The organism is Pseudomonas sp. SG20056, from assembly GCF_031764535.1.
Classification (GTDB): Bacteria; Pseudomonadota; Gammaproteobacteria; order Pseudomonadales; family Pseudomonadaceae; genus Aquipseudomonas.
In genome coordinates, this window is sequence record NZ_CP134499.1 from 2,246,654 (window position 1) to 2,269,881 (window position 23,228).

The 23,228-nt window shown below is 58.5% G+C and carries 27 protein-coding genes and 2 pseudogenes; 19 read left to right on the plus strand and 10 right to left on the minus strand.

Annotated features, from left to right (window positions below):
• Nucleotides 1-7 precede the first annotated feature (7 nt).
• Together RHP75_RS21260 and RHP75_RS10775 are read left to right on the plus strand one after the other, a co-directional pair.
• Nucleotides 8-520: pseudogene (locus RHP75_RS21260) on the plus strand (methyl-accepting chemotaxis protein); the annotation flags it as partial.
• Nucleotides 521-635: 115 nt separating this feature from the next.
• On the plus strand, nt 636-1,232 hold the full coding sequence (locus RHP75_RS10775) for an NAD(P)H-dependent oxidoreductase (protein ID WP_311088187.1): 597 nt from the start codon (nt 636-638) through the stop codon (nt 1,230-1,232).
• A 27-nt stretch (nt 1,233-1,259) separates the two neighbouring features.
• Here the strand turns inward: RHP75_RS10775 and RHP75_RS10780 are convergent, their stop codons facing one another.
• From RHP75_RS10780 to RHP75_RS10795, 4 genes are read right to left on the minus strand one after another with little or no spacing between them, the layout of a single operon-like run.
• On the minus strand, nt 1,260-2,579 hold the full coding sequence (locus RHP75_RS10780) for a sensor histidine kinase (RefSeq protein ID WP_311088188.1): 1,320 nt from the start codon (nt 2,577-2,579) through the stop codon (nt 1,260-1,262).
• Nucleotides 2,576-3,244, minus strand: coding sequence for a response regulator transcription factor (locus RHP75_RS10785; protein ID WP_311088189.1), 669 nt, complete (start codon nt 3,242-3,244; stop codon nt 2,576-2,578). Before RHP75_RS10785 ends, RHP75_RS10780 begins: the two co-directional genes overlap by 4 nt.
• Nucleotides 3,245-3,562, minus strand: coding sequence for a PepSY domain-containing protein (locus tag RHP75_RS10790; RefSeq protein ID WP_311088190.1), 318 nt, complete (start codon nt 3,560-3,562; stop codon nt 3,245-3,247). It abuts the gene before it with no gap.
• A complete protein-coding gene (locus tag RHP75_RS10795; RefSeq protein ID WP_160014321.1) occupies nt 3,562-3,870 on the minus strand; it encodes a PepSY domain-containing protein in 309 nt (102 codons plus the stop codon). The genes RHP75_RS10790 and RHP75_RS10795 overlap by 1 nt, the downstream gene beginning before the upstream one ends.
• 196 nt (nt 3,871-4,066) lie before the next feature.
• On the opposite strand from RHP75_RS10795, the gene RHP75_RS10800 reads away from it, so the two are divergent.
• The 5 genes and pseudogenes from RHP75_RS10800 to RHP75_RS10820 form a co-directional block, all read left to right on the plus strand.
• Entirely contained in the window at nt 4,067-5,146 is a 1,080-nt protein-coding gene (locus tag RHP75_RS10800; protein WP_311088191.1) for a patatin-like phospholipase family protein, read from the plus strand.
• 48 nt (nt 5,147-5,194) lie between these two features.
• The gene (locus tag RHP75_RS10805; protein WP_311088192.1) at nt 5,195-6,034 is read left to right on the plus strand and encodes a hypothetical protein; all 840 of its coding nucleotides are present in this window, start codon (nt 5,195-5,197) and stop codon (nt 6,032-6,034) included.
• A 189-nt stretch (nt 6,035-6,223) separates the two neighbouring features.
• Nucleotides 6,224-6,493 (plus strand): hypothetical protein, encoded by a 270-nt coding sequence (locus RHP75_RS10810; protein WP_108487995.1) that lies wholly within the window; start codon nt 6,224-6,226, stop codon nt 6,491-6,493.
• Between the two features lie 170 nt (nt 6,494-6,663).
• Nucleotides 6,664-7,659 (plus strand): GlxA family transcriptional regulator, encoded by a 996-nt coding sequence (locus tag RHP75_RS10815; RefSeq protein WP_311088193.1) that lies wholly within the window; start codon nt 6,664-6,666, stop codon nt 7,657-7,659.
• Nucleotides 7,660-7,681: 22 nt separating this feature from the next.
• Nucleotides 7,682-7,852: pseudogene (locus RHP75_RS10820) on the plus strand (DUF1272 domain-containing protein); the annotation flags it as partial.
• 51 nt (nt 7,853-7,903) lie between these two features.
• Here RHP75_RS10820 and RHP75_RS10825 read toward each other — a convergent pair.
• A complete protein-coding gene (locus RHP75_RS10825) occupies nt 7,904-8,287 on the minus strand; it encodes a hypothetical protein (protein WP_311088195.1) in 384 nt (127 codons plus the stop codon).
• 187 nt (nt 8,288-8,474) lie between these two features.
• Between RHP75_RS10825 and RHP75_RS10830 the strand changes: the two genes are divergently transcribed.
• Nucleotides 8,475-8,933 (plus strand): hypothetical protein, encoded by a 459-nt coding sequence (locus RHP75_RS10830; RefSeq protein ID WP_311088196.1) that lies wholly within the window; start codon nt 8,475-8,477, stop codon nt 8,931-8,933.
• Nucleotides 8,934-8,992: 59 nt separating this feature from the next.
• On the opposite strand, the gene RHP75_RS10835 is transcribed toward RHP75_RS10830, so the two are convergent.
• Nucleotides 8,993-9,547: a pesticin C-terminus-like muramidase gene (locus RHP75_RS10835; protein ID WP_311088197.1), complete on the minus strand. Its 555-nt coding sequence runs from the start codon at nt 9,545-9,547 to the stop codon at nt 8,993-8,995.
• Nucleotides 9,548-9,710: 163 nt separating this feature from the next.
• Between RHP75_RS10835 and RHP75_RS10840 the strand changes: the two genes are divergently transcribed.
• The 5 genes from RHP75_RS10840 (at nt 9,711) to RHP75_RS10860 (ending at nt 12,788) form a co-directional block, all read left to right on the plus strand.
• Complete coding sequence (locus RHP75_RS10840) at nt 9,711-10,094, plus strand: Mor transcription activator family protein (protein WP_311088198.1); 384 nt, start codon at nt 9,711-9,713, stop codon at nt 10,092-10,094.
• Between the two features lie 79 nt (nt 10,095-10,173).
• Nucleotides 10,174-10,836 (plus strand): DUF2589 domain-containing protein, encoded by a 663-nt coding sequence (locus tag RHP75_RS10845; protein ID WP_311088199.1) that lies wholly within the window; start codon nt 10,174-10,176, stop codon nt 10,834-10,836.
• Between the two features lie 61 nt (nt 10,837-10,897).
• Entirely contained in the window at nt 10,898-11,470 is a 573-nt protein-coding gene (locus RHP75_RS10850) for a DUF2589 domain-containing protein (protein ID WP_311088200.1), read from the plus strand.
• 80 nt (nt 11,471-11,550) lie between these two features.
• Complete coding sequence (locus RHP75_RS10855) at nt 11,551-12,150, plus strand: hypothetical protein (RefSeq protein WP_311088201.1); 600 nt, start codon at nt 11,551-11,553, stop codon at nt 12,148-12,150.
• A gap of 422 nt (nt 12,151-12,572) precedes the next feature.
• Complete coding sequence (locus RHP75_RS10860; protein WP_311088202.1) at nt 12,573-12,788, plus strand: DUF2970 domain-containing protein; 216 nt, start codon at nt 12,573-12,575, stop codon at nt 12,786-12,788.
• 1 nt (nt 12,789) lies between these two features.
• On the opposite strand, the gene RHP75_RS10865 is transcribed toward RHP75_RS10860, so the two are convergent.
• Nucleotides 12,790-13,860: an ABC transporter substrate-binding protein gene (locus tag RHP75_RS10865; protein ID WP_311088203.1), complete on the minus strand. Its 1,071-nt coding sequence runs from the start codon at nt 13,858-13,860 to the stop codon at nt 12,790-12,792.
• A gap of 189 nt (nt 13,861-14,049) precedes the next feature.
• Here RHP75_RS10865 and pnuC point away from each other — a divergent pair, with 189 nt between their 5' ends.
• Both pnuC and RHP75_RS10875 read left to right on the plus strand, forming a co-directional pair.
• Complete coding sequence (pnuC, locus tag RHP75_RS10870; RefSeq protein ID WP_311088204.1) at nt 14,050-14,616, plus strand: nicotinamide riboside transporter PnuC; 567 nt, start codon at nt 14,050-14,052, stop codon at nt 14,614-14,616.
• Complete coding sequence (locus RHP75_RS10875) at nt 14,613-15,143, plus strand: AAA family ATPase (protein WP_311088205.1); 531 nt, start codon at nt 14,613-14,615, stop codon at nt 15,141-15,143. Before pnuC ends, RHP75_RS10875 begins: the two co-directional genes overlap by 4 nt.
• Here the strand turns inward: RHP75_RS10875 and RHP75_RS10880 are convergent.
• Entirely contained in the window at nt 15,132-15,599 is a 468-nt protein-coding gene (locus RHP75_RS10880; protein ID WP_311088206.1) for a DUF3429 domain-containing protein, read from the minus strand. The two genes, RHP75_RS10875 and RHP75_RS10880, sit on opposite strands and share 12 nt — an antisense overlap.
• Nucleotides 15,600-15,759: 160 nt before the next feature.
• Here RHP75_RS10880 and RHP75_RS10885 point away from each other — a divergent pair, with 160 nt between their 5' ends.
• From RHP75_RS10885 to RHP75_RS10900, 4 genes are all read left to right on the plus strand, one after another.
• Entirely contained in the window at nt 15,760-17,673 is a 1,914-nt protein-coding gene (locus tag RHP75_RS10885; RefSeq protein ID WP_311088207.1) for a di-heme-cytochrome C peroxidase, read from the plus strand.
• A 14-nt stretch (nt 17,674-17,687) separates the two neighbouring features.
• Entirely contained in the window at nt 17,688-18,821 is a 1,134-nt protein-coding gene (locus tag RHP75_RS10890; RefSeq protein WP_311088208.1) for a catalase family protein, read from the plus strand.
• Between the two features lie 105 nt (nt 18,822-18,926).
• Nucleotides 18,927-19,283: a 6-carboxytetrahydropterin synthase QueD gene (gene queD / locus RHP75_RS10895; protein ID WP_090241991.1), complete on the plus strand. Its 357-nt coding sequence runs from the start codon at nt 18,927-18,929 to the stop codon at nt 19,281-19,283.
• Between the two features lie 253 nt (nt 19,284-19,536).
• A complete protein-coding gene (locus RHP75_RS10900) occupies nt 19,537-19,845 on the plus strand; it encodes a TRL-like family protein (RefSeq protein ID WP_311088209.1) in 309 nt (102 codons plus the stop codon).
• 54 nt (nt 19,846-19,899) lie between these two features.
• Here RHP75_RS10900 and ligA read toward each other — a convergent pair whose 3' ends face one another.
• Nucleotides 19,900-22,269 carry an NAD-dependent DNA ligase LigA gene (gene ligA / locus RHP75_RS10905; protein ID WP_311088210.1) on the minus strand — a complete coding sequence of 790 codons (2,370 nt, stop codon included), beginning with the start codon at nt 22,267-22,269 and terminating at the stop codon, nt 19,900-19,902.
• A 61-nt stretch (nt 22,270-22,330) separates the two neighbouring features.
• Nucleotides 22,331-23,155, minus strand: coding sequence for a cell division protein ZipA (zipA, locus tag RHP75_RS10910; RefSeq protein ID WP_311088211.1), 825 nt, complete (start codon nt 23,153-23,155; stop codon nt 22,331-22,333).
• Between the last annotated feature and the right edge of the window lie 73 nt (nt 23,156-23,228).

The following is a 23,228-nucleotide window of genomic DNA, read 5'->3' on the forward strand; positions in this document are numbered from 1 at the left end:
GAAGATCGGTTCGGTACTCGAGGTGATCCGCTCAATCGCGGAACAGACCAACCTCCTCGCCCTCAACGCTGCCATCGAAGCCGCCCGCGCCGGTGAAGCCGGCCGTGGTTTTGCCGTGGTGGCCGATGAAGTGCGCAACCTGGCCAAACGCACCCAAGACTCGGTGGAGGAAATTCGCCAGGTGATCGAAGGTCTGCAAAGCGGTACCAAGGAAGTGGTCAGTACCATGCACAGTAGCCATCGCCAGGCCCAGGGCAGCGTCGAACAAGTGGAACAAGCCGTGGCCGTGCTGCAGCGCATCAGCCAGGCGGTTAGCGTGATTACCGACATGAACCTGCAGATCGCCAGCGCTGCTGAAGAACAGAGTTCGGTGGCCGAGGAAATCAACCGCAACGTGGCCTCGATCCGCGATGTCACCGAGTCGATTTCCGCCCAGGCCGATGAGTCGGCAAAAATCAGCCAAGGTCTGAACAAACTGGCCAACCACCAACAGAGTCTGATGGACCAGTTCCGCGTGTGACCGTCAGGCGTGGCACCATCGGACCGCCACTCTGGCGGCTGTTTCCTTGTGACGCAGGCTAGCAATCGTTAGCCTGCGTTTTTCATTTATGACTCGTAATTAAGAGAGGTGCACGATGCTCAATATCGCTCTGGTGGCCGGTTCCAGCCGCAGTAACAGCCAATCGGGAAAGGTCGCCCGCTTCTTGCGCCAGCGTCTGATTCAGTTGGGCCACACCGATGATGCGCAGAGCAATGTGATTGACCTGGGCCTCGCACCGCTGCCGCTCTGGCCCGCTGACGATACCGGCCCATGGGGGCTTTACAGCAAGCAACTGGCAGCTGCCGACGCTGTGGTGATCGTTTCTCCGGAGTGGAATGGCATGGCTTGCCCGGCCATCAAGAACTTCTTTATTTACGCCAGCAAGGCGGAGCTGGCGCACAAACCAGGGTTGCTGGTGGGCGTATCGTCAGGGGTTGGAGGGGCTTATCCGATCAGCGAGTTGCGCGCGTCCAGCTACAAGAACTGCCGCCTCTGCTACCTGCCTGAACATCTGATCGTGCGCAGCGTCGAGAAGGTGCTGAACACGCCAGAGCCAAGCAGCGAAGACGACCAGCGTCTGCATGCGCGCATCGATTACGAGCTGGATATTCTGGCCAAGTACGCGCATGCATTGCTTCCGGTGCGCGCCAGTATCGATATGAGCAACCCGGCATTTGCCAACGGCATGTAAGCCTCGGTTTGAGCGTGCCTGATGAACTCAGGTGCGCTTCACTGGCAAGCTGACCGTGACGCGCAAGCCACCTAGCGGGCTATCTGCCAGCTGCAATCTCCCGGCCCAGGCATCAACAATATCGCGCACGATGCCCAAACCTAGCCCATGACCGGCCACCTGTTCATCCAGACGGCTACCACGGCTGAGCACTTCGTCGCGCTGCGCGGCGTCAATGCCCGGTCCATCGTCATCAATCGCCAGCTGATAGTCCTCTCCTACCCTGCTGATTTGCAGCTGTACCTGGCTGTCGGCCCATTTACAGGCGTTGTCCAGCAGGTTGCCGAGGAGTTCCAGCAGGTCTTCACGGTCCCAGGGCAACCGCAACCCAGGCTCGGCCTGCCACTCCAGTTCTAAGTGGTTGCCATGGATCATCGCCAGTGTCGAAAACAGCTCAGGCAGCTCGCTGGCGCAGTCAAAATGCGCGCCCGGCAAGGCTTCCCCAGCTAAGCGTGCACGCCCCAGTTCGCGGGCAATACGCTGCTCGATCTGTTGCAGCTGACCATTGAGGCTTTCGCGCAGTTGCGGCAACTGCTTGAGCTCTTCCCGGGTGGCCAGGCTGACCAGCACCGCCAACGGCGTTTTCAGCGCATGGCCGAGGTTGCCTAGGGCGTTACGCGAGCGTTTGAGGATGTCCTCGGTATGCGCCAGCAAGTGGTTGATCTGTGCCACCAGCGGCTCCAGTTCCAGCGGTACCTGTTGGTCCAGCTGGCTACGCTGGCCCTGCTGCAGCTGTATCAGCTGCCGGCGGGTCTGTTCCAGGGGGCGCAACGCGCGGCTGACGATCAAGCGTTGCAGCAACAGAATTAGCACCAGCGCGGTAATCCCCAGACCCAGAACAATCCTCTGCACCTGACTGAAACTGTTGAGTATCGGGGTGTAATCACGCGCCACGTGAATCACGATGGGCTGGCCATAACGCTGATAGTCAGCGCGGTACACCAACCACTGCTGGCCTTGTGGCCCGTCGCCCAACGCATCCTGCAAGCCAGCTTCTGCAACCGGACGCAGATTGCGATCCCAGAGTGAACGTGAACGCCAGGTCTGCTCGCCAAGGTCGATACGGAAATACAGGCCGGAATAAGGCCGTTTGAACGCAGCGCTGAGGCGCCGCTCATCCAGTTGCAGGCCATTGGGGCCACGCACAATTGCGCCGAGCAGGGTCTGGGTTTCATCCTGCAGAGTTGTCTGCAAATAACCGCGCAGGCTGCGATCGAACAGCCAGAGGCTGCTTTGCGCCAGCAGCAGACCAATAACCAGCAAAACACTGATCAGGCCTAGGCTCAAACGCCGCTGAATCGACCTCAAGCAACATCACCGTTAAAGCGATAACCCTGACCACGGCGAGTTTCGATGATCTCGCGTCCCAGCTTGCGCCGCAGGTGGTTGACGTGCACCTCGATAACATTCGAATCGCGCTCGCTTTCACCGTCATACAGGTGCTCAGCTAGGTGGCTCTTGGACAGTAATTGCCCGGTATGCAGCATGAAATAGCGCAACAAACGAAATTCGGCGGCGGTCAGCTGTACCTCTTCGCCATTACGTTGTACCGATTGCCTACTTTCATCCAGCTGTAAGCCCGCCGCTTCCAGTTGCGGCTGGTTGGCCAGACCATGGGCGCGCCGCAGCAGGGACTGGATACGCAATTGCAACTCTTCCGGGTGAAAGGGTTTGCTCAGGTAATCATCCGCACCCGCCTTGAGACCTTCGATGCGCTCGGCCCAGGAGCCGCGCGCCGTAAGGATCAATACCGGTGTAGTAAGGCCGCCAGCGCGCCATTCCTGCAACACCTCAAGCCCCGGTTTGCCAGGCAAACCGAGGTCAAGAATGATCAGATCATAGGGTTCGGTTGCGCCCTGATAGGCGGCATCACGGCCGTCGGCCAACCAATCCACCGCATACCCCTGACGGGTTAAACCGGCGAGCAGCTCATCAGCCAGGGGGACATGGTCTTCAACCAGCAGCAGGCGCATTCAGTCTTCCACCTCGTCCTTGAGTACTTCACCGGTGCTGGCGTGTAACTCCAGTTCGCGCACGATGCCCTGCTCGGTCACCAATTCAACTTCATAAACCAGCACACCGTCTTCCTCCTCCAGCTCGACTTCCAGCAAAACCGCACCGGGATGACGCTGCAAGGCCATCTGCAACAACTGCTCGAGGGGCATGATCAACCCCTCGCGGCGCAGGCGTAATGCTTCATCCTGATCCAGATCGCGCGCGCTGCTGCTGAACGTCAATGTCAGCAGCAGGCAGGCCAGGAGTGCGCGTGCAAGCCAAGCAGTGGTGTTCATCAATCGTCTCGTTGGTTCTTCAGAACTTGTGCGTTAGTGGCATCCAGCTCGACGTCCCACTGCACGCCTTGGGCGTCGCGAACTTCAACCTGATAGATGTAGCGGCCGTACTCTTCTTCCAGCTCGGTGTCTTCAGTCGTGCTGCCTGGGTGCAGCGCTAGCGCTGCAGCGTTGAGTTTTTCGAAGGACTGGATAGTCCCGGCGTCACGCAGCTTGAGTGCTTCATCCGGACCCAGGTCACGGGCTTGAGCCAAGCCAGCAGTCAGGGTCAGGGCAGCAGCGGCAAATACGGCAGTCAGTGTTTTCATGTTCAGATTCCTTAATGGAGTTGGCTTTCGACGGAGTCCAAGTTACTGCACACGACTTAACTCAAGCTGAATTTGCTTAAGGCATTGCTCAGACACTGATTTATCCCAACCCACGCGCGCATCATTCACGCGCTGAAGTCGCTTGGCCTGGCAACCCAGCGCTCTATAATCGCTGCCTTGCGCGATGGAGGCCAGCATGAGTGCGATATTAATCAAGTCCCCTGCTTTGACAATCAAGGCCGGCAAACGCGCCCTTGCGCGGATTCGCGAGCACGGCCTGCAACCGGCGGATGTCGGTATTCTGCCCGGCGCAGCCGGTGGCCCGAAGGCGTTGGGGATTCAGGGGCTGGATCTGGCGCTGTTCGGCGACTGGCTGCAACGCGCGCCGCGCGAGCGTTCGCTAATTGGGGCATCCATCGGTTCTTGGCGTTTCGCCAGCGCCTGTTTGCCGGATGCTGCAGCAGGCCTGCGTCGCCTCGGCGAGCTGTATACCTCGCAGCGCTTTGCCAAAGGCGTGAGCATGGCGCAAGTGTCGAGTAGCTGCAGCCTGATGCTTGATCAACTGCTCAGCAACGACGACGCCAACATCCTCAGCAACCCGCATTACCGTTTGAATATCGTCGTGGTAAAAAGCCATGGCCTGCTACAACACGACCATCGCGGCGCGCTCGGCCTGGGCCTGTCTTCGGTGATTGGCAGCAATCTGCTGGGCCGTCCGCGACTGGCCAAACACTTCGAGCGGGTGATTCTGCACGACGCCCGCCTTGCTCCGCCCTTAGGGACGCTGAGCGACTTCCCCTCGCGTTATCTGCAACTCGACAGCGGTAATCTGCGTCATGCATTGCTGGCCTCCGGCTCCATCCCGATGATCATGCAAGGGGTCCGCGATATCCCCGGCGCCGGCCCTGGTACCTACCGCGATGGCGGCCTGCTCGACTACCACCTCGACTTGCCTTACAGCGGCGACGATATCGTGCTCTACCCGCACTTCACCGATAAGGTCATCCCCGGCTGGTTCGACAAGGGCATGCCCTGGCGCCGAGGTGATGGCGAGCGCCTGCAGGATGTTCTGCTGCTGGCCCCCTCACGCGACTACCTGGCGCGCCTGCCCCATGGCAAACTCCCCGACCGCAAGGACTTCAGCCGTTACCTGGGCGATGATGCCGGCCGCGAGCGCTATTGGCGCACGGCCATGAGCGAAAGCCAGCGGCTTGGCGACGAGTTTCTCGAACTGGTCGACAGCGGCCGCCTCGGCGGGCGTCTGCAGCCACTCTAAAAACTGAAGCCGACCGAACACCCAGCAACATGACCAAGGATGGGCAGGATGAAACTCGCAGTCGCCATTATCCACGGCATCGGCACGCAGCCTGACCTGCGTGACGACGAAGGCCAGCACGCCTTCGCCCACAGTCTGATCGCCGGATTGCGCCAACGCCTTGGTGCCGAGGCCGACCAGGTGGCCTTTCAGACGCTGTACTGGGCTAGCGTGCTGGACAAGCGGCAACTGGCTTTTCTCGACAAGCTGCGCGACCAGCCCGTGCGCTGGCGCTGGCTACGCCGCATCGTTACGCTGTTTCTCGGTGATGCCAGCGGCTATCGCAAAGTCAGCCAGGCCTACGACACCACCTATGAAGAAGTCCATCAGTGCCTGCGCAGTGGCCTCAATGCCTTGCGCGCCAAGGTCGATGCCGATACCCCGCTGGTGGTGCTGGCGCACTCACTGGGTGGGCATATCTTCTCCAATTTCGTCTGGGATCAGCAGCGCATCAATACCGCCGAGGAATGCCCGCTGGATCCCTTTCTGGCCTTGGAAACCCTGAGTGGCCTGATCACCTTTGGCTGCAATATCCCGCTGTTTACCTTTGCCTATGACCCGGTCGTGCCGATCCGTTTCCCCGGTCATTGCCTGACCGACGCGGTAACCGAACAGGCGCGCTGGCTAAATCTTTACGCGCCCGCCGACCCGCTGGGTTATCCGCTACGCCCATTGCCCAATTACGCCGCGGTGGTCGCCGAAGATCGCGCCATGCCAGTGGGGCCCTGGTACAAGCGCCATACCCCACTGAGCCATTTGGGCTATTGGGATGACCGCGGCTTTCAGCGTTATGTCGCGCGTTATCTACAGCAATTACTGGCGGCCTGCAAAGGCTCAGAGAAGGCCTAACCACCCTATTCCTCGCCCAATTTCTCGGCTTGCACGATTAAAACTGTGATTTATCGGACAATTCCGTGCATTTTTTCGCCAACATGTGACTTAGCGGTCAGCTTCGTTCATCAACGCATATGACTGGCAAGCGTGAATCTACCGTTTGCCCCTTTGTGTATTTGGGATCACCTCGGAGAAACCGACCCCATGAACGCACCGCTGCGTTTTAACGAAGCTTTGCTGATTGCCGACCGCGCCTTTCAACCTTTCCAATGCGTCGCCTGGGCCCCGCAAGATGGCACTGGTAACCTAAGCCTGAGTGTGATCGACCGTACCAGCACTCGTCTGCTCGGCCGCACCCAACTGTCCAGCACCATCTACAGCGACCCAGTGCAATTTGCCGACGTGCTCAAGCAGTCTCGTGAGCAGCTCAGTCAGCAAGGCTTCACTCTGGAGCCATGGAGCATGCCCGAGTAATCGGCTGCTGCAACAAGGGCTCTGAGCTGCCGATTGGCCCCTCTTGTCAGAGCCCTTCTCTCCCTCGCCACGCCGACAACGCCACAATGGCCATATCTGTGGGCTTATTGTCCTTGTTGCCAATAACTCGTTAAGCGCAGACTGCATCCAACGCTTATCGAGAAACGCCTATGGATGCCCCGCGAACCATCGCCTGCCTGCTTTATCCGCATGTCATGAGCCTGGACCTGACCGGCCCATTGCAGGTGTTTGCCTCTGCCAATGACGAACGTCAGCGCCAGGGCCTGCCCGCCGCTTATCGCCTGCTGGTACTCGGCCAGCAGGCGATGGCAATGCCTACCTCCGCCGGTTTCCAGCTGGTCGCCGAACAGGCCTGGAGCGCCGAAGACCCTGCGCATATCGATACATTGCTGATCCCCGGCGGCCAGGGTGACAAAGCGCAGTGCCAGAACCCTGAGTTGCTGGCTTGGCTACGCAGCGCCGCACCGCAGATCCGGCGCGTCGGCTCGGTCTGTTCCGGTGCGCTGATTCTCGCCGCCGCCGGCCTGCTCGATGGCCGCCGCGCCACCACTCACTGGGCCGATCTCGACTGCCTACGCCGGGAACACCCGCAGGTGGAAATCAGCGCTGATTGCCTGCACACCTATGATGCGCAAGACCCCACCGGTAATGGCCATATCTTCACCTCGGCGGGGGTTACTGCAGGGATTGATCTGGCGCTGGCTCTGGTTGAAGCCGATCTCGGTCGTCCGCTTGCCTTGGCCGTGGCCAAACGTCTGGTGCTGTTTCTGCGCCGCCCCGGCGGGCAAGCGCAGTTCAGCGCGCTGCTGACTCCGGAACCCAACCGAGTGCCACGCCTGGCCAGCCTGCTGGAATGGATACCGCTGCACCTGCATGAAGACCTGTCGCTTGCAGCCCTGGCGACGCGAGCCAATATGACGCCGCGCACCCTGTCGCGAATTTTCAACCAGGAACTCGGCATGGGCCCAGGCCGCTATGTGGAGATTGTGCGCTTGGAGGCAGCACGCAACCTGCTGCAGAACGCCCAGGCGTCGATCAGTACAGTGGCGCGTTTGAGCGGCTTCACCCACCCGGAAAATCTGCGCCGCACCTTTCACAAGCACCTGGGTGTCAGCCCTCAGGAATATGCCGAACGATTCGCTTAAACCGCCCAGTCAGGAGACCAACATGCTGGAATTACGCGCCCAATGCGAGTGCTGTAATCGTGCCCTTCCGGCGGACAGCCAGGACGCATTCATCTGCTCATACGAGTGCACATTTTGCCGCGACTGCGTCGACAGCACATTGCATGGGCGTTGTCCGAACTGCAGCGGAGAATTGTTGCAGCGACCACGACGCATCATTGCCGAGGCGAAATAGAAAGCGCTCCAGAGGAGCGCTTAGCCAGCGTCAGTTTGGCGCTAACAATGAGCGAAAACGCGAGTCACTGCGCGTCGGCGCCAGGGTATACAACTGCTCCTTCTTGTCGACCCAGGTGTACAGCTTGTATTCCTTGTCACTGTCGCCGCAGTGCTTGCCCAGGCCGTAGACCGTCAAATGGCTGGGAGTATTGCCGTAGGTGAAAAACATCGAACAGGTGCGATTGCGCCCTTTGTCGCGCCAAGTGTAGTGGCGCACTGCTTGCTGGCCGATGTACAGAGCCTCACCGTCAACCGTCAGGTTGCCGCGATCAAGACGATCAAAAAGGAAGTTCATCGCCTCGATTTCAAAACCGTCATGGTTGAAATCAGCGAGGTTGCCTGCAAGCGTGATAGCTGGATTCAGAGTGGGCATATCAGGTCTCTCCTTGTGAAATAGCTGCCAATTGGCAGACCTATCTCAGCGCCCTGTCACCTTGCGCTGCAGCAGGAAATACTTCCGCAGCGATCTAGCGACCAGCCGTAATGGGCAGTATTTCCCGCTGAACAGCTGCCGGTTGCCCGGGCACCTTGCCAGCTCCATTACCCATCGGAGCTTGATCATGTTGATACGTAACCTGTCCTTCCTGCTGATTCTGGCCAGCGGCTTGAGCCATGCCATGAGTACGGAAAACCTGCCTGAATCCACCCTCAAAGCCTACGGCCAGTCCCTTGCTGTCGGAGCTGGAAGCAGCCAATGGCAACAGCTTTGGCAGCGCACCCGAGCCGCCGGATATTTCAACCAGGACGGTGCGCAAGCACGCTTCACGCTGCCCATGAAGGAGATTCCCGAGCTGGTCAGCAGCACCTTGCGTGACGCCCACAGCGTGCAGCCAGACAAAGGCACACAGGCGCTGTACCGCCGCGACTTTGCTCCACGTGTGGTCGGCACTGAAGGTCCGCAGCCGCTGACAGCGATCTGCTTGAACGTGGATTGGCGCAGCCTGCCCGATCACACGCAGGTAACTGATAGTGCCCAAATGGGCAGTGTCAGCCTGTTGCTGGTCCAGCCCTGCCAGTAATCTTTACCCCTGCAATTAGCGCCATAACTGCCCAGCCTTGCGGCTGGGCAGTGTGCTGCTCAGGACATTGCCTGGGACAGCAGTTCGGCTTCCTGACGCCGCCGGCTGGTGTAGCGATCGCCAAAGTTCAGCAGGTTGCTATGGGCGGCATTCCAGTCATGCGCCACCACCTGTTTCCAGAAGTTCGGCGTGCGCGATGCAAGATCACCGTACTGAAAGGCCACTGAGGCGATAACGGTCTGCATCTGCGCTGGCAACTGGGCAAAATCGCCGCCGCCGGACTTGGCATAACTGGCCGCCAGACGATTGATAAAGGGCTCCTTGTACGCCTCATCAATCTGCTCTGCCTCTGCCGCTGTGATGTTCAGCGGTTGTGTGGCCAGCTGCGTTACTGCTGCCTGCCCAGTCAGGCCAAGGTAAGGGCGTAAACGCTCAAGCAGCGGATCAGGCAAATCCAGCGCCTGCAGATCAGCCAGCTTGCGCTGCCCGAGGTCAAACCCCGTTGCAATGGTGACGCCGCTGCGGCTATTGCCTGCGTCGGGGACATAACCCTTGGTGGCTGGCCCGCCTTCCAGGTTGGCGATAAAACTGAAGTAAATCGAGTAGTGAGACATGTGCAATCCTCCGTTGATGGGGATTGGCAGTCGATCACCGGCCGCAAATACATATCAGCTTGAAGCATTTCCCCGCGCATTCAGGGGGGATATTTCCTGCTGAAAAACAACCCGTCCTATTCCTAGCATCCTTGGCAGTCCACGAGACAACAAGGAGGACCCCATGGACGAGAATGACCTGCAACAGGTCGACATCAAGCTATTGCCACACTCACTGCAGGAACTGATCGAGTGTATCGGTCTGGAAAGCGCATACCGATTGACTTGCGCCTTCGGTGGCCGCCCCAAATACATTCCCAAATACCCTGCTCGCTCCTCGCTAGCCCTGCTCCTGTCGCCGCAAGCGCTGGACGCTCTGATCGAGCGTTACGCCGGAATCGCTATCGAGATCCCCAAAGCCGACCACTTCTGTCGACAGATACGCAACCTGAAGATCGTCCAGCAAAGCTCGGATGGTCTGTCACGCAGCGCCCTGGCTGACAAATACGGTTTGAGCCTGCGCCAGATCGGCAACATCCGCCGCCAAGAGCATGAAACTCATAGGTAAGTAGTTCCTGCTGAACCTCAACTACGAGGCTCCATAGCCTGAGACTGCGCATTTCGCGCATACGATAAGGAGATTGACTATGTCCCAGATTGATACCGGCCTGATCGGTTCCGTCATCAACGCATTGCCGCTTGATCGCATGATTTCAGGGCCATTGCAGGCCATGATCACGGCTCAGGTGCAGGCGAGCAAAGCCTATGCCGACTTCCTGATGGCGGTGTGCATCAAGGATGGTAAAGCGGTGTCCGTACAGTTCGACTACGACGAAACCCTGGTCGACGAAAACGGTGTGTACAAGGGCACCGTAACCAAGAAGATGCGCATCCCGCTGCTGGCGGCCATCAGCCACCCCAACATCACCATCGAAGAAGGCTCCATCGACTTCGAACTGACCATCAGCCAGCAGGCTGAGGACACCAGCGAAACTGCTGGTGAGGGCAGCTTCGAAGCCAAACTCGGCTGGGGGCCGTTCAGTGTCACGGTGAAGGGCTCGGTCAGCCACAAGTCGACCCAGACGCGCAAAACCGACACCCGTGCACGTTATGCCATCAGCACCAAGATTGCCCGTCAGGACCCACCTGAAGCACTGATGCGGGTGATCGACTTCCTCACTGACGCGGCGACCAAACCGGTGCTGCTGCCGAGCGAGAAAGCCACGCCTGCAACTGATCCGCTGCCCACTGACGCCGTGCTGGAATCGCCAAAACCAGCCACAGCCGATGACGGCACAGCCAAGAAGTAAACGCAATTCTGACCCCGCTTCGGCGGGGTCTTCCTTAGATCAGTAAGCGAGGAGTTCACCCATGGCACTGTTTTCCAACAAGAAAGAACCGATGAGCGCCAGTGATTTGAGCCACATCACCCGCGGTCTGCACCAGGCCGCTGCGGCGACCCACAACCTGGTTGCCCAGCAGTACATCAAGTTGTTCGATCAGTTTTTTGACTACAACCCGGACGACCTCGGCACCCCCATGAAGGCGAAGATGGTGGAAGTTGGCCTGGATGAGCAACACACCATGAACATTCCACTGATCGCCCTGGTCGCACCGCGCGGTCTGGGGTTGGAAAGCATGAAGGTCGATCTCTCCGTCAAGATGCACGGCACCGAACTCGAAAAAGCCAGCCACGCCCTGGAGAACGGCGAACTGCAGAGCGAACGGTTCTTTGTCACCTTCGGCCGTGAAAAGCGCCAGGGGCAGGAGCGTGACCCGGATGAAATAACCATCAGCATGGAATTCAAGGCCTGCGAGCCTCCGGAGGCCGTGCATAGACTGATCGAGGAATACACCAACCTGATCAGTCCAATTCGTATGGCCAAACCCTCACCCGCCGTGATTGAAAGCGAGCCTGCAGCGCCTCAACCTGGCACGCCCTGATCATGCACAGCGTGGCGATAAGCCTGGTGTACAGCCTTAGTGCGATAGCCTGGTTGCTGTTCTGGCGTCGCAGTCTCGCGATGCCAGCCCTGCTGCAGCGCTATCCGCTGTTGCTGGCCCCCTGGTTGGGCGGCGCACTGGTGCAGTTGGTTGGCGCCGCGCTGGTGCTACATCCTGATACATCGGCAGACAAGGAGTTTGAAGCCGTGCTGTTCGATGTGCTGCATGCCCGCGCTGACCTCGTGCTATCCGCCTCAGCCAGTATTCTGGTGGTCGCCACAGTGGTCTACGGCATGCAACAGCAATCGCCACCGCCACAGACCTTTATCCGCCTGATGTCTTACGCCATGGTGGCGCTATTGGGTTTTATGCTGCCGATAGTCTGGATACCGCACACTCAGACCGAGTGGATGCGCCTTTTGCGGCATATACAGACAGCTGCCTTCAACTGGGGCCTGCTACTGGTTTGCGCAGGCTTGATAACCTTGCTCGAAGACCTGATGCGTAACGAAAACAGCGCCGTAACCAGCGGCCACGGCACCGAACCCTTAGTCGGAGCCCAGGGTCATGTTCCGGTCACCGCTGCTGGCGCTGATTCTCCAGCGCTGACCAAGGGCGTAGAACACCCCCAATCCGCCGAAGAACGCCATAAACACACCGCCGGCCAGCAGCACCCATAGCTCACTGGTGGCAACGGGATCAGTGGCTGCGGCGTGGATCATCCACAGGCCCATCAACGACAGGCACAGACCGACACTAACGCCCAGTACTGTGCGTAGCCGGCTGCTGTGATGACCTTGATGTTTCTGGATCAGCTCCAGCAGTTCCTCGATATCCTCCGGCTGTACGCCAGTGTTCGCGTCATCAACCAGCTCCACTGCACCAAATACCAGGCGCATACGGATGGCCTTATCCAGCCACCCCTGCTCACTGGTGTTGATAATTACCGACTTGCTCATGATGAAACCCCTTGCTAGGTATGGAATCTCAGCCTAGGGGTCGGTACTCAAGCAACTTCAGCAGGAGTCGTTTCCACGGCAAACATCCTGCCTCCGGCTAGGCTTTACTGAGTAAGCACTCAGTCTGAGTAACGGAGAGACACATGAGCGAAGAGGAAAACAAACCGCTGACGCTATGGGAGATGTTGCAAAGCGTGCTGAGTGCAGCGCTCGGTGTGCAAAGCGGGAAAAACCGTACTCGCGACTTCTCACGCGGCAAGCCTAGCCACTTCATCATTCTCGGCGTGTTATTCACGGTCGTGTTTGTGTTGGTGATCTTCGGCATCGTCAAACTGGTGCTGCACCTGGCCGGCGTCTGACTTACGGCAACAGCGGTTTGATGGAGAAGCCGTAGTCCTTGATCTGCGGATGGTACACCGCGCTGAACTGGCGAAAATCCAGGCCATAGCCGGGCATCTTGAGGCGCTGTTTCAAGTAAGCAGCCTGCTTGGCATCCAGCAGGCTGAACAGCTGATCAACCCGGTCCTTACCGCCGCGTGCGGCAAAATCCAGCCCGGCATGGTAGTCATGCAGCATCACCATGGCCCAGCCGCCGAGGGTGAAATGTCCACCGACCAGGACACAAAGCTTACGGTCTATACGCGCCTGCAGGACCTCATCTGAATTATTCAGCGCCGACAGGTAAATATCCTGCCCTGGCTGCCTGCCCAATTCCTCTGCGGCCTGCATCACGCCAAAGGCCATTTCATCATTGGCTGACCACACCAGCTGCACTTCGGGATGGCGCGGTAGCATCAACTGCGCTTGCTCATAGGCGCGCTGACGTTTCCACTCGCCCTGCAGCGTCTGCTGCAGCTTGATCTCAGGGTGTTCGCGCAAGGCGCGGTGCAAGCCGTCTTCGCGCAGGCTGGAGGATGGTGTTAACCGAACACCAGCAAACGCCAGTAGGCTACCCGGTTTACCTTTCAGCTTGGCGATCAAGGCTTTCGCCATCCAGTAACCGGCTTGCTCGTCATTGGGGATCAGGCTGCCAATCCAGTTGCGGTAACGCTCACGCGAGGTGCCGATGCGCTGTTGCTGTTCTGGGGTCAGGGTGCTGTGCAGGGAAAACAGCTTGATCGGACTATCGGCAAACAGCCTGAGCAACTCGGGCGCGGTATACATCTCGTTGACGAATATCAGGTAGTCCGGCTGGTTATCGCGAGTGAGTAGATCGCGGGCTTTTTCCAGCAACTGTGGCGGGTTGCGCTCGCCATAGATAATTTCCAGCTGCATGCCCAGATCATCGGCCGCGGCCTGCATAAAATCGCTATAGCCCACCCAGAATGGCTCGTCAGAAAAGCCCGGGTTGAGAAATACCACCGATGCCGGTGCCTTGTCCGTGACGCGCGGGTTTTCGGCGAGAGCCTGAGCTATCAGGCAAAACGTCAATAAACATACTGCACTAACAGCAATTAAAAGGGACCTGAACACGCCATGCCTCCTGAAGGGACGCAGAGTATATCGGCAAAGCCATAGCAATTAGCCATCTAGCGCGAGATGCATGGCTGTGCAACCAAGACGACGCCCCACGCAATCGTTACAATCGCGGCCACTCCCGCCCTCGCTCATCGGTGTTTTATGTCGCCTCTGGAAATCATCGCTTCAGCCTTTGGCGTATGGGCCGTCTGGCTGACCGTGCGGCAAAACCGCTGGTGCTGGCCGCTGGGCTTGCTGATGGTGCTGATGTACGCCTGGATCTTCTATGACGGCAAGCTGTACTCAAACATGCTGCTGCAAGGCGTGTATGCGGTATTGCAGGGCTACGGCTGGTGGCAATGGACGCGTGGCGGCAGCAGCCATACGGGCGTGCAGGTCAGCCGGCTTAGCCAGCAGGGCATATCGATCAGCCTAGCTATGGGCACAGTTGGCGCCCTTGTGCTCGGTTACCTGATGGCGACCTTCACCGATGCTGCCGCGCCCTGGCAGGATGCCGCACTGAGTGCCTTCAGCCTAGTCGCCCAAGTCTGGATGGCGCAGAAACGTGTTGAATGCTGGCCACTCTGGATAGTTCTCGACCTGCTCTTCGTGGCGCTGTTTGTACAACAGGGCCTGTACCCGACGGCAGCACTCTATGGGCTGTTTACCCTCTTGGCAGTCAATGGCTGGCTAACCTGGCGACGTGATCGCGCGCTGGTCAACGCATGAAGGTACTGGTGCTCACTGGGCCTGAATCCAGTGGCAAAAGCTGGCTGGCCGAACATATTCAGGCGACTTTTGGTGGATTGCTAGTCGGCGAGTACGTGCGGCATTTTATCGAGCGCGAGCAGCGCGACACCTGCTACGCCGACATCAGCGCAATCGCTCAGGGCCAACTGGCCTGGGAAGACCAAGCCAGAGCGGCGCGGCCCGAGCTGCTGATTCTCGATACTCACCTGCTGAGCAATATGCTCTGGAGTCAGCAGCTGTTTGGTGATTGCCCCGCCTGGATTGAGCACGCCTTGCTCGAACGTGATTACCACCTGCACCTGTTGCTAAACCCGGTGGATGTGCCCTGGGTCGATGATGGTCAACGCTGCCAGCCGGAATTGGCCCAGCGCCTGACGTTCTACCAACAGTGCGAGCACTGGTTGCGGCTCCACCAACAGCCGCTGCAGTGCATTCAGGGCGACTGGGCGCAGCGCCGTGAGCAGACGCTGAAGACAGTGGCGCACTGGCTCAATTCAATGCAGTAGCACACTGGCCCAGGCCAGTAACAGGCTCAGGCAGACGATAATCGTCAGCGGCCGGCGCAGGCTGGGATACCACTGCGGCGCCAGGCCCAGTTTCACTGCACGCAAGTCGGCGGCATACAACCCACCAAACGCCAGCAAGCACAGAGGCAAAGCCAGGCTAGTTGGCATGCCGCCACTGATCGCCAACCAACCCAGCAACGGCGGTACCACCGACAGCCCCAGCTGTATCTGCGCCGGCTCACCGGCATTTTCCGCGCGCATGGCCAGCCCCCAGTGAATCGCCCCCATAAAGGCCAGGATCACTGCCGCGTAGTCCAGCAAGGCAGCCAGTACTACCACCCGCCAACCCTCTGGCGTCACCCAGATGCCCAATGCCCCAGTGACAAAAGGCACCAGCCCGGCATAGCCCAGTAACAACGCCAATTTAGGCGGTTGTGATGCGTCGAATGGATGCATGAACTCACTCCAGTGAATTAATTCGTCATAAACCGCACTGTAAAACCATCTTCAGGCCTAAAAGAAGACTATTTACTGGGTTTCGTAGTAATGGCTGCTTGCCATAGGCTGCGGCAATTGGCATAAAAACAACAAATAAAAACGCCACAAGGAAGTATCCATGCGCATTCTCCGTCGAGCCCTGTATGGGCTTCTTTTGTTGCTGGTGGTAGGGCTGCTGGTCGCCCTGTACTTCATCGCCAACCCCAACCTACCGGTCTATCAGCAACCCGACAAACTGCACTACCTCGATCAATGGTCCGCAGAAGAACGTCAGACCTACTACTACACCCCTCAGGGTACCCAGGTGAAAGGTCTGCGTTATGAATGGTTCAGCGCTCTGGAGCTGCCATTCAGCAGTAACAAGTTCGCCACCCCGGATTATCTTGCGCGTTTCGGTTTTCTCGTCGACCCCGCCCAACAGCCCACGCAGCTGAACCCCGGCAACCTGCCTGTCGGCTTTGCCCGGCATGCCGATGCGGAAAGTGGCGAGCATTACCTGGATATCAGCTGCGCCGCCTGCCACACCGGCGAGCTGCGCTATAAGGGCCAGGCCGTGCGCATCGACGGCGGCGCGGCGCTGCATTCGTTGGCGTCCACCGTACCCACAGTGCGTGGCGGCAGTTTCGGCCAAGCGCTCGGCATGAGTATGGCCTTCACCTATTACAACCCGCTGAAATTCCGCCGCTTCGCCAAGCAGGTACTCGGCGATGAATACACCAGCCAAAAAGCGCAATTACGCCGCGACTTCAAGGTCGTACTCGACCGCCTGCTCGGCACCGCGTTCAATGATTGGCACCGCGGCCTTTATCCGACCGAGGAAGGTTTTGGCCGTACCGATGCCTTCGGCCGGATTGCCAACAGCGTTTTTGGTGATGCCATTGACCCGAGCAACTACCGAGTCGCCAATGCCCCAGTGAGCTATCCGCAGGTCTGGGATATCTGGAAATTCGACTGGGTACAGTGGAACGGCTCAGCCATGCAGCCCATGGCACGCAACGTTGGCGAGGCCCTGGGGGTCGGCGCCACCTTGCGCCTGCTGAATACCGACGGCCACCCGGTGGCAGAGGCCGAGCGCTACGCCTCCAGCGTACGCCTGCGTGACCTGTTCACCCTGGAGGAAACCCTCAAGCAACTACAACCGCCTACTTGGCCAGAAGAGGTGTTCGGCAAGGTCGATCTGCCGTTGGCCAGCCGTGGCCGCGCACTGTTTGCAGAAAACTGCGCCTACTGCCATGCACCTGATCCGAAGAAGCCAGATGAGCGTTTTGCCCCTGCCCGCGACCCGGAATGGCGTATGCGTGTGGTACCAACTTCCATAGTCGGCACCGACCCGACCACAGCGGACAATATCGCCGACCACCGCTTCGATATCAGCAAACTGGGCTGGACCAAGGCCGAGCTGAGCAAGCTGGATGTACGCCTGTTTGGCGCCACGCTGGACGATATCGATATGCGCAGCATCTCCAGCGCCAAGGCCCTGGCCTATGTCACCGCCTATGTGGAAAACCGCGCCTATCAGGATGCCGGCATTTCCGAGCGTGAACGCTGGCGTATGGACGGTTTTGGCCTGCCGATTGGCGTGCAGGAAAAACGCGGCTACAAGGCGCGTCCTCTGGATGGCATCTGGGCCACGCCGCCGTTCCTGCATAACGGCTCGGTGCCGACTCTCTTTCAGTTGCTGTCGCCAGTGTCTGAGCGACAAACCCAGTTCTGGGTGGGCAACTTCGAGTTCAACCCAAAACAGATTGGCTATAACAGCGAAAAATTCACCGGCGGTTTCCACTTCGATACCCAGGTCACCGGCAACAGCAATCGCGGCCATGAATTCCGCGCGGGATGCCGTGAAGACGGCGTGATTGGCCGCGCCCTGCAACCGGAAGAGCGCTGGGCGCTGATCGAATACCTCAAGGTCTTGGGCAACCCGGCTCTGGAACAGCAACTACAGCCTGTGGCCGCCAAAGAGTGGCCCCCGGCCCGTCTTGCCAGAACTGAAACGCATGCGGTCTGTGAACCGCACACTGAGAATAATTAAAAGGAATTGACTCCATGTTTAAACGATTCTGGCTCTGGCTTGGCCGCGTACTGGGCAAATTGCTAGCGCTTGTATTGGCCATAGGCATTGGCGGCTGGGCCATCGGGGCGGCCTATTACGGTTGGAAGTTCTCCGGCCCGGTATCCACTGAAGAGCAGATCCCTGCCGATGAAGCCGCGCTCACCCAAGGCATCATCGAGGATGCCATTCGTGTGGTCGAGCAGCACCGTGACAACACACGAGTACTGCGCGATGCCCACGCCAAGGCGCATGGCTGCGTAAAGGCCGAAGTCACCGTCAGTGCTGATATCGATAGCAGCCTGCAACGCGGTGTGCTCAGCGAACCAGGGAAAACCTGGCAAGCCTGGATGCGCCTGTCCAACGGTAATGCCTACCCGCAATTTGACCGTGCTCGCGATGCGCGCGGCATGGCGATCAAGCTGTTGGATGTCCCCGGTGAAAAACTGACGCAAAGCCCGCAGCACGCCAGCGAGCAGGACTTTGTGATGTTCAACCACCCAGCGTTTTTCGTGCGCAACGTGGCCGAGTACAAAAGCAATTTCGCCGCCCAGGCCGACGGTAAAAAGGCCATGGCCTTCTTCCCCAGCTGGAACCCTAGCACCTGGGAAATCCGCCACCTGATCATCGCCCTGAAAACACTGTCCCCTGCCCCTGAAACCCCCGTGGCAACCACCTACAACTCTATCGCCCCATTCAAACTGGGTGAGCACAACATCAAGTACCGGGTTATTCCTCAACCGGAAGCCTGCCCGGAGTACCAGTTGCCTGAACAGAATCAGGACCTGCCGAATTTCCTGCGCAATGCGCTGTACCAGCAGTTGTCGCTGGATCGCGTACCCGCCTGTTTTGCCCTGCAGATTCAGCGGCAGAACGCGGAGTACTACATGCCCATCGAAGACCCCAGCGTTGAATGGAGCGAAGCCATTTCGCCGTTCGAAACCGTCGCCACCATCAAAGTGCCTGCGCAGGACTTTGATAGCCGCGAGCAGAACCTGTTCTGTGACAACCTCTCCTTCAATCCCTGGCATGCGCTGCCCGAACATCGCCCGATTGGCGGCATCAACCGTCTACGCAAGGCGGTCTATGAGGCCGTCAGCATTTACCGGTTGGAGCGAAATCAGCCATAAAACTGTATCCAATTCTCTGTGCTACTCGGTTAACAGCTGCTGAGCTGGTAATATTCGCGCCTTGCTAAACACGCTGTTAGCCGCGTACCACCTGAGAGAAAGACCGTGGAATTGTTCAAAGAGTTTATGTTCGAGGCCGCCCATCGCCTGCCTCACGTCCCTGAAGGCCACAAATGCGGGCGCCTGCATGGCCACTCCTTCAAGGTCGCGGTGTATATCGAAGGTGAAGTTGACCCCTACACCGGCTGGATTCGTGATTTTTCCGAGATCAAGGCAATCTTCAAGCCGCTCTATGAGCAGCTCGACCACAACTACCTGAACGATATTCCTGGCCTGGAAAACCCCACCAGTGAAGTGCTGGCTAAATGGATCTGGCAGCAACTCAAGCCGTTGCTACCTGAGCTGTCGCGTATTCGCATCCACGAAACCTGCACCAGTGGTTGCGAATACCGCGGCGATTGATTCGCCGCCTGGCGCCTGATCGAGGCGCCAGACCCCGCCTGTTCCTTACCGTTCTCCATTGGATTGCCAAATCAATTGTGCTGAGCACAAGAACAACGACTGGCAAAAAATCCACCGAAAGATTTCATAAATTTGAAACCGGTTTGAAAACAAGCAGGCGAACTTGTTATTGCCCGTGCACTGCTTTAGGGTGCCCGGGCACTTTACCTGGATGGGTAAAGCTTCTTATGGATAAGCGAAAAGGAATCACAACATGTTGAAGAAAATTGCTCTGGCTGCCGGCCTGGTTACCCTGCTCAGCGGTTGCGCTTCTGGCCTGTCGCCAGTCAGCGTTGGCCTGATCACCGACGTTAAAGGCCCGATCACCGCCACCACCGCTTCCGGTAACAAAACCGGTACTGCTTGCGCCAGCACCATCATTGGTCTGATCAACAAAGGCGACGCTTCCATTGCTGCCGCCAAGGCCAATGGCAACATCGGCACCATCGCTACCGCTGATTACCACACCAAAGGCTTCTACCCGTTCTTCGGCGAAACTTGCGTGAACGTAACCGGTAACTAAGTTGCCCTACTGCCCCCAAACCCAGTTTGGGGGCAGTACAGAAACCCCGCCGTTTTAGAGGCCGTAGCCCGCCAGGGCAGACAAGAACTGCGCCTCGTCAATCACCCGCACTCCCAGCTCACTGGCTTTTGCCAGCTTCGAACCGGCTCCAGGCCCAGCCACCACACAACTGGTTTTTGCCGAAACCGACCCTGCCACCTTGGCCCCCAGGCTTTCCAGCTTTTCCTTGGCGACATCGCGGCTCATCACTTCCAGCGTGCCGGTCAGCACCCACGTCTGCCCAGCCAACGGCAAGCCTTCGATAACTTTTTTCTCGCTCTGCCAGTGCATGCCAAAGGCCTTCAGCTGAGCCTCAATGGCGCGCGCGCGTTCAGCGTTGGCTGCAACCTCGAAAAACTCACGCACCGCATTGGCCTGCTTTTCGGGCAAGGTCTGACGCATATCCAGCCAGTCAGCCGCCAGTACGGCCTCCAGGCTGCCAAATTTATCCGCCAGCTTCTGCGCGCCACCGGGGCCTACGGACGGGATATTCAGCTTGTCGAGCATCCCGGCCAGGGTAGCGCTGGCACTGAACTCGGCACTCAGCTCGCCTTGCTCCTGCAGCTGCAAGCCGCATTGATCACTGGCCAACAAGGCCGCAATCACCTGCTGGTTATGGCTGTCGGCAAAGAAGCTGTGAATCTCATGCGCCACTTCCAGACCAATATCCGGCAAATAGGTCAGCACTTCTGGCAAGGCCTGCTGTACGCGCTCCAGAGACGCCAACGCACGGGCCAGCACCTTGGCGGTTTCTTCACCCACATCGGGTATACCGAGGGCGTAGATAAAACGTGCCAGGCTCGGTTGCTTGCTGTCGGCAATGGCCTGCAGCAGCTTGTTGCTGGAAACCTCGGCAAAGCCTTCAAGGTTGATGATCTGTTCATATTTCAGCGTGTACAGATCGGCCGGCGAGGCAATCAGTTGCTCATCGACCAGTTGCTCGATGGTCTTATCGCCCAGACCTTCGATATCCATGGCGCGGCGCGAAACAAAATGGATGATCGCCTGCTTGAGCTGCGCGCCACAGGCCAGACGGCCGACGCAGCGGTACACCGAGCCTTCGCTGAAGGTTTCCTTGCCCTTGCTGCGCTTGACCAGTTGGGTGCGCTCGACATGAGAGCCGCACACCGGACAGCTCTCGGGGATCTGCACGGGCCTGGCATCCACTGGGCGCCGCTCAGGCACTACCTGCACCACTTGCGGAATTACATCACCGGCGCGGCGGATGATCACCGTATCGCCAATCATCACTCCCAGACGCGCAACCTCATCCATATTGTGCAGCGTGGCATTAGACACCGTAACGCCCGCCACCTTGACCGGTTTCAGGCGTGCCACCGGGGTGACCGCACCCGTCCGCCCAACCTGGAACTCCACATCGAGCAGCTCGGTCAGCTCTTCCATCGCCGGGAATTTGTGCGCAATCGCCCAGCGCGGTTCACGCGCGCGGAAACCCAGTTCGCGCTGATAGGCCAGGCTGTTGACCTTGAATACCACGCCGTCGATTTCATAGGCCAACGACTCGCGGCGCTCGCCAATGCTGCGGTAATAGGCCAGGCATTCATCGGCACCTTTGGCCAGTTTCAGCTCGCGACTGATCGGCATACCCCATTGTTTCAGGGCCTCAAGGATGCCGATATGCGTTTGTGGTAGCTCGCCTTGCACCTGACCAATGCCATAGCAGCAGAATTCCAGCGGACGGCTGGCGGTAATTTTCGAATCCAGCTGGCGCAGGCTGCCGGCCGCCGCATTACGCGGATTGGCGAAAGTCTTACCGCCCTGCTCCAGCTGCCGTGTATTCAGCGCCTCGAAACCGGCCTTGGACATAAAGACTTCGCCACGTACTTCCAGCACAGACGGCCAGCCCTCGCCCTGCAGCTTTAATGGCACATTACGAATGGTACGCACGTTAACGCTAATGTCCTCGCCCGTGCTGCCATCGCCACGCGTAGCGCCACGCACCAGCAGACCATCGCGGTACAACAGGCTGACCGCCAGGCCATCAAGCTTGGGCTCACAGCTGTATTCAACTTCGGTGCCGCCACCAAACAGATCGCCTGCAGGCAGATCCAGCCCTTCACGTACTCGGCGATCGAAATCCAGCAGGTCGGTTTCTTCGAAGGCGTTACCCAGACTGAGCATCGGCACCTCATGCTTGACCTCGCCGAAGGCAGAAAGCGCCAGGCTACCGACGCGCTGGGTCGGTGAGTCAGCTGTGACCAGCTCTGGGTGTTCGACCTCCAGGGCTTTGAGCTCATGGAACAAGCGGTCATATTCGACGTCTGGAATACTCGGCTCATCGAGTACGTGATAGCGATAGTTATGCCCATCCAGTTCGGCGCGCAGGTGCACTATGCGCTGGGCAGCAATCGAGGCGTCGGTCATTGCGGTGTGCTCTCAAACGAAAAGAGCAGCCTTGGCTGCTCTTGGTATTTCATCGGTTAAATCAGCGCTTATTGGTCAGTTGCTTGCGTTCATATTCAACGATGCGCTGACGATAGTGTTCGATTGTTTGCGCGGTCATCACGCTGCGCTGGTCATCCTTCAACTCACCACCCAGCTCATGGGCCAGTTTACGCGCCGCCGCCACCATCACATCAAACGCCTGTTTGGGATGACGCGGGCCCGGCAGACCGAGGAAGAAACTCACGGCGCGGGTGCTGAAGCCTTCAATATCGTCGAGATCAAAAGTGCCAGGCTTCAACGCATTGGCCATGGAGAACAGCACTTCACCATTACCCGCCATGCTTTCGTGACGATGGAAGATGTCCATCTCGCCGAAACGCAGGCCACTTTCCAGAATATTCTGCAACAGCGCCGGGCCTTTGAAGCCTTCTTCATCGCGGGCAATCACGTTGATCACCAATACTTCTTCAACCGGTGGCAATTCCTTATTGCTGCCCTGGCTATGACTGACGGGTTTGACCACATCGTCATCAACCGGATTAAGCAGCGTTGGCACGGGTTCTTCCAGGCCCAGATTAAGGTCGCCTTGTTGCGGCTCACCGCTGCGGCGACGATTCAATTCACGCGCGCTCAGCGACGGCAGGTCTTCCTCATCAAAAGCGGGCTCATTACTGCGATCAATAACCCGCGGTGGGCTGAGCAAATCGGGATCGCTGTCATCATCCGGCAGGTTGGCAAAACTGCGGTCAAGTTTGAACTTGAGTTTGCCCTTACCACCGCGCATCCGCCGCCAGCCATCAAACAGGATGCCGGCAATCACAATAATGCCGATGACAATCAGCCACTCGCGCAGACCGAATTCCATGAAATACCTTAACCCCTAATAAAAATGTGATGAAAAAGGCCTTCCTGGGCCATTTTGCTAATTCTTTTTCGCG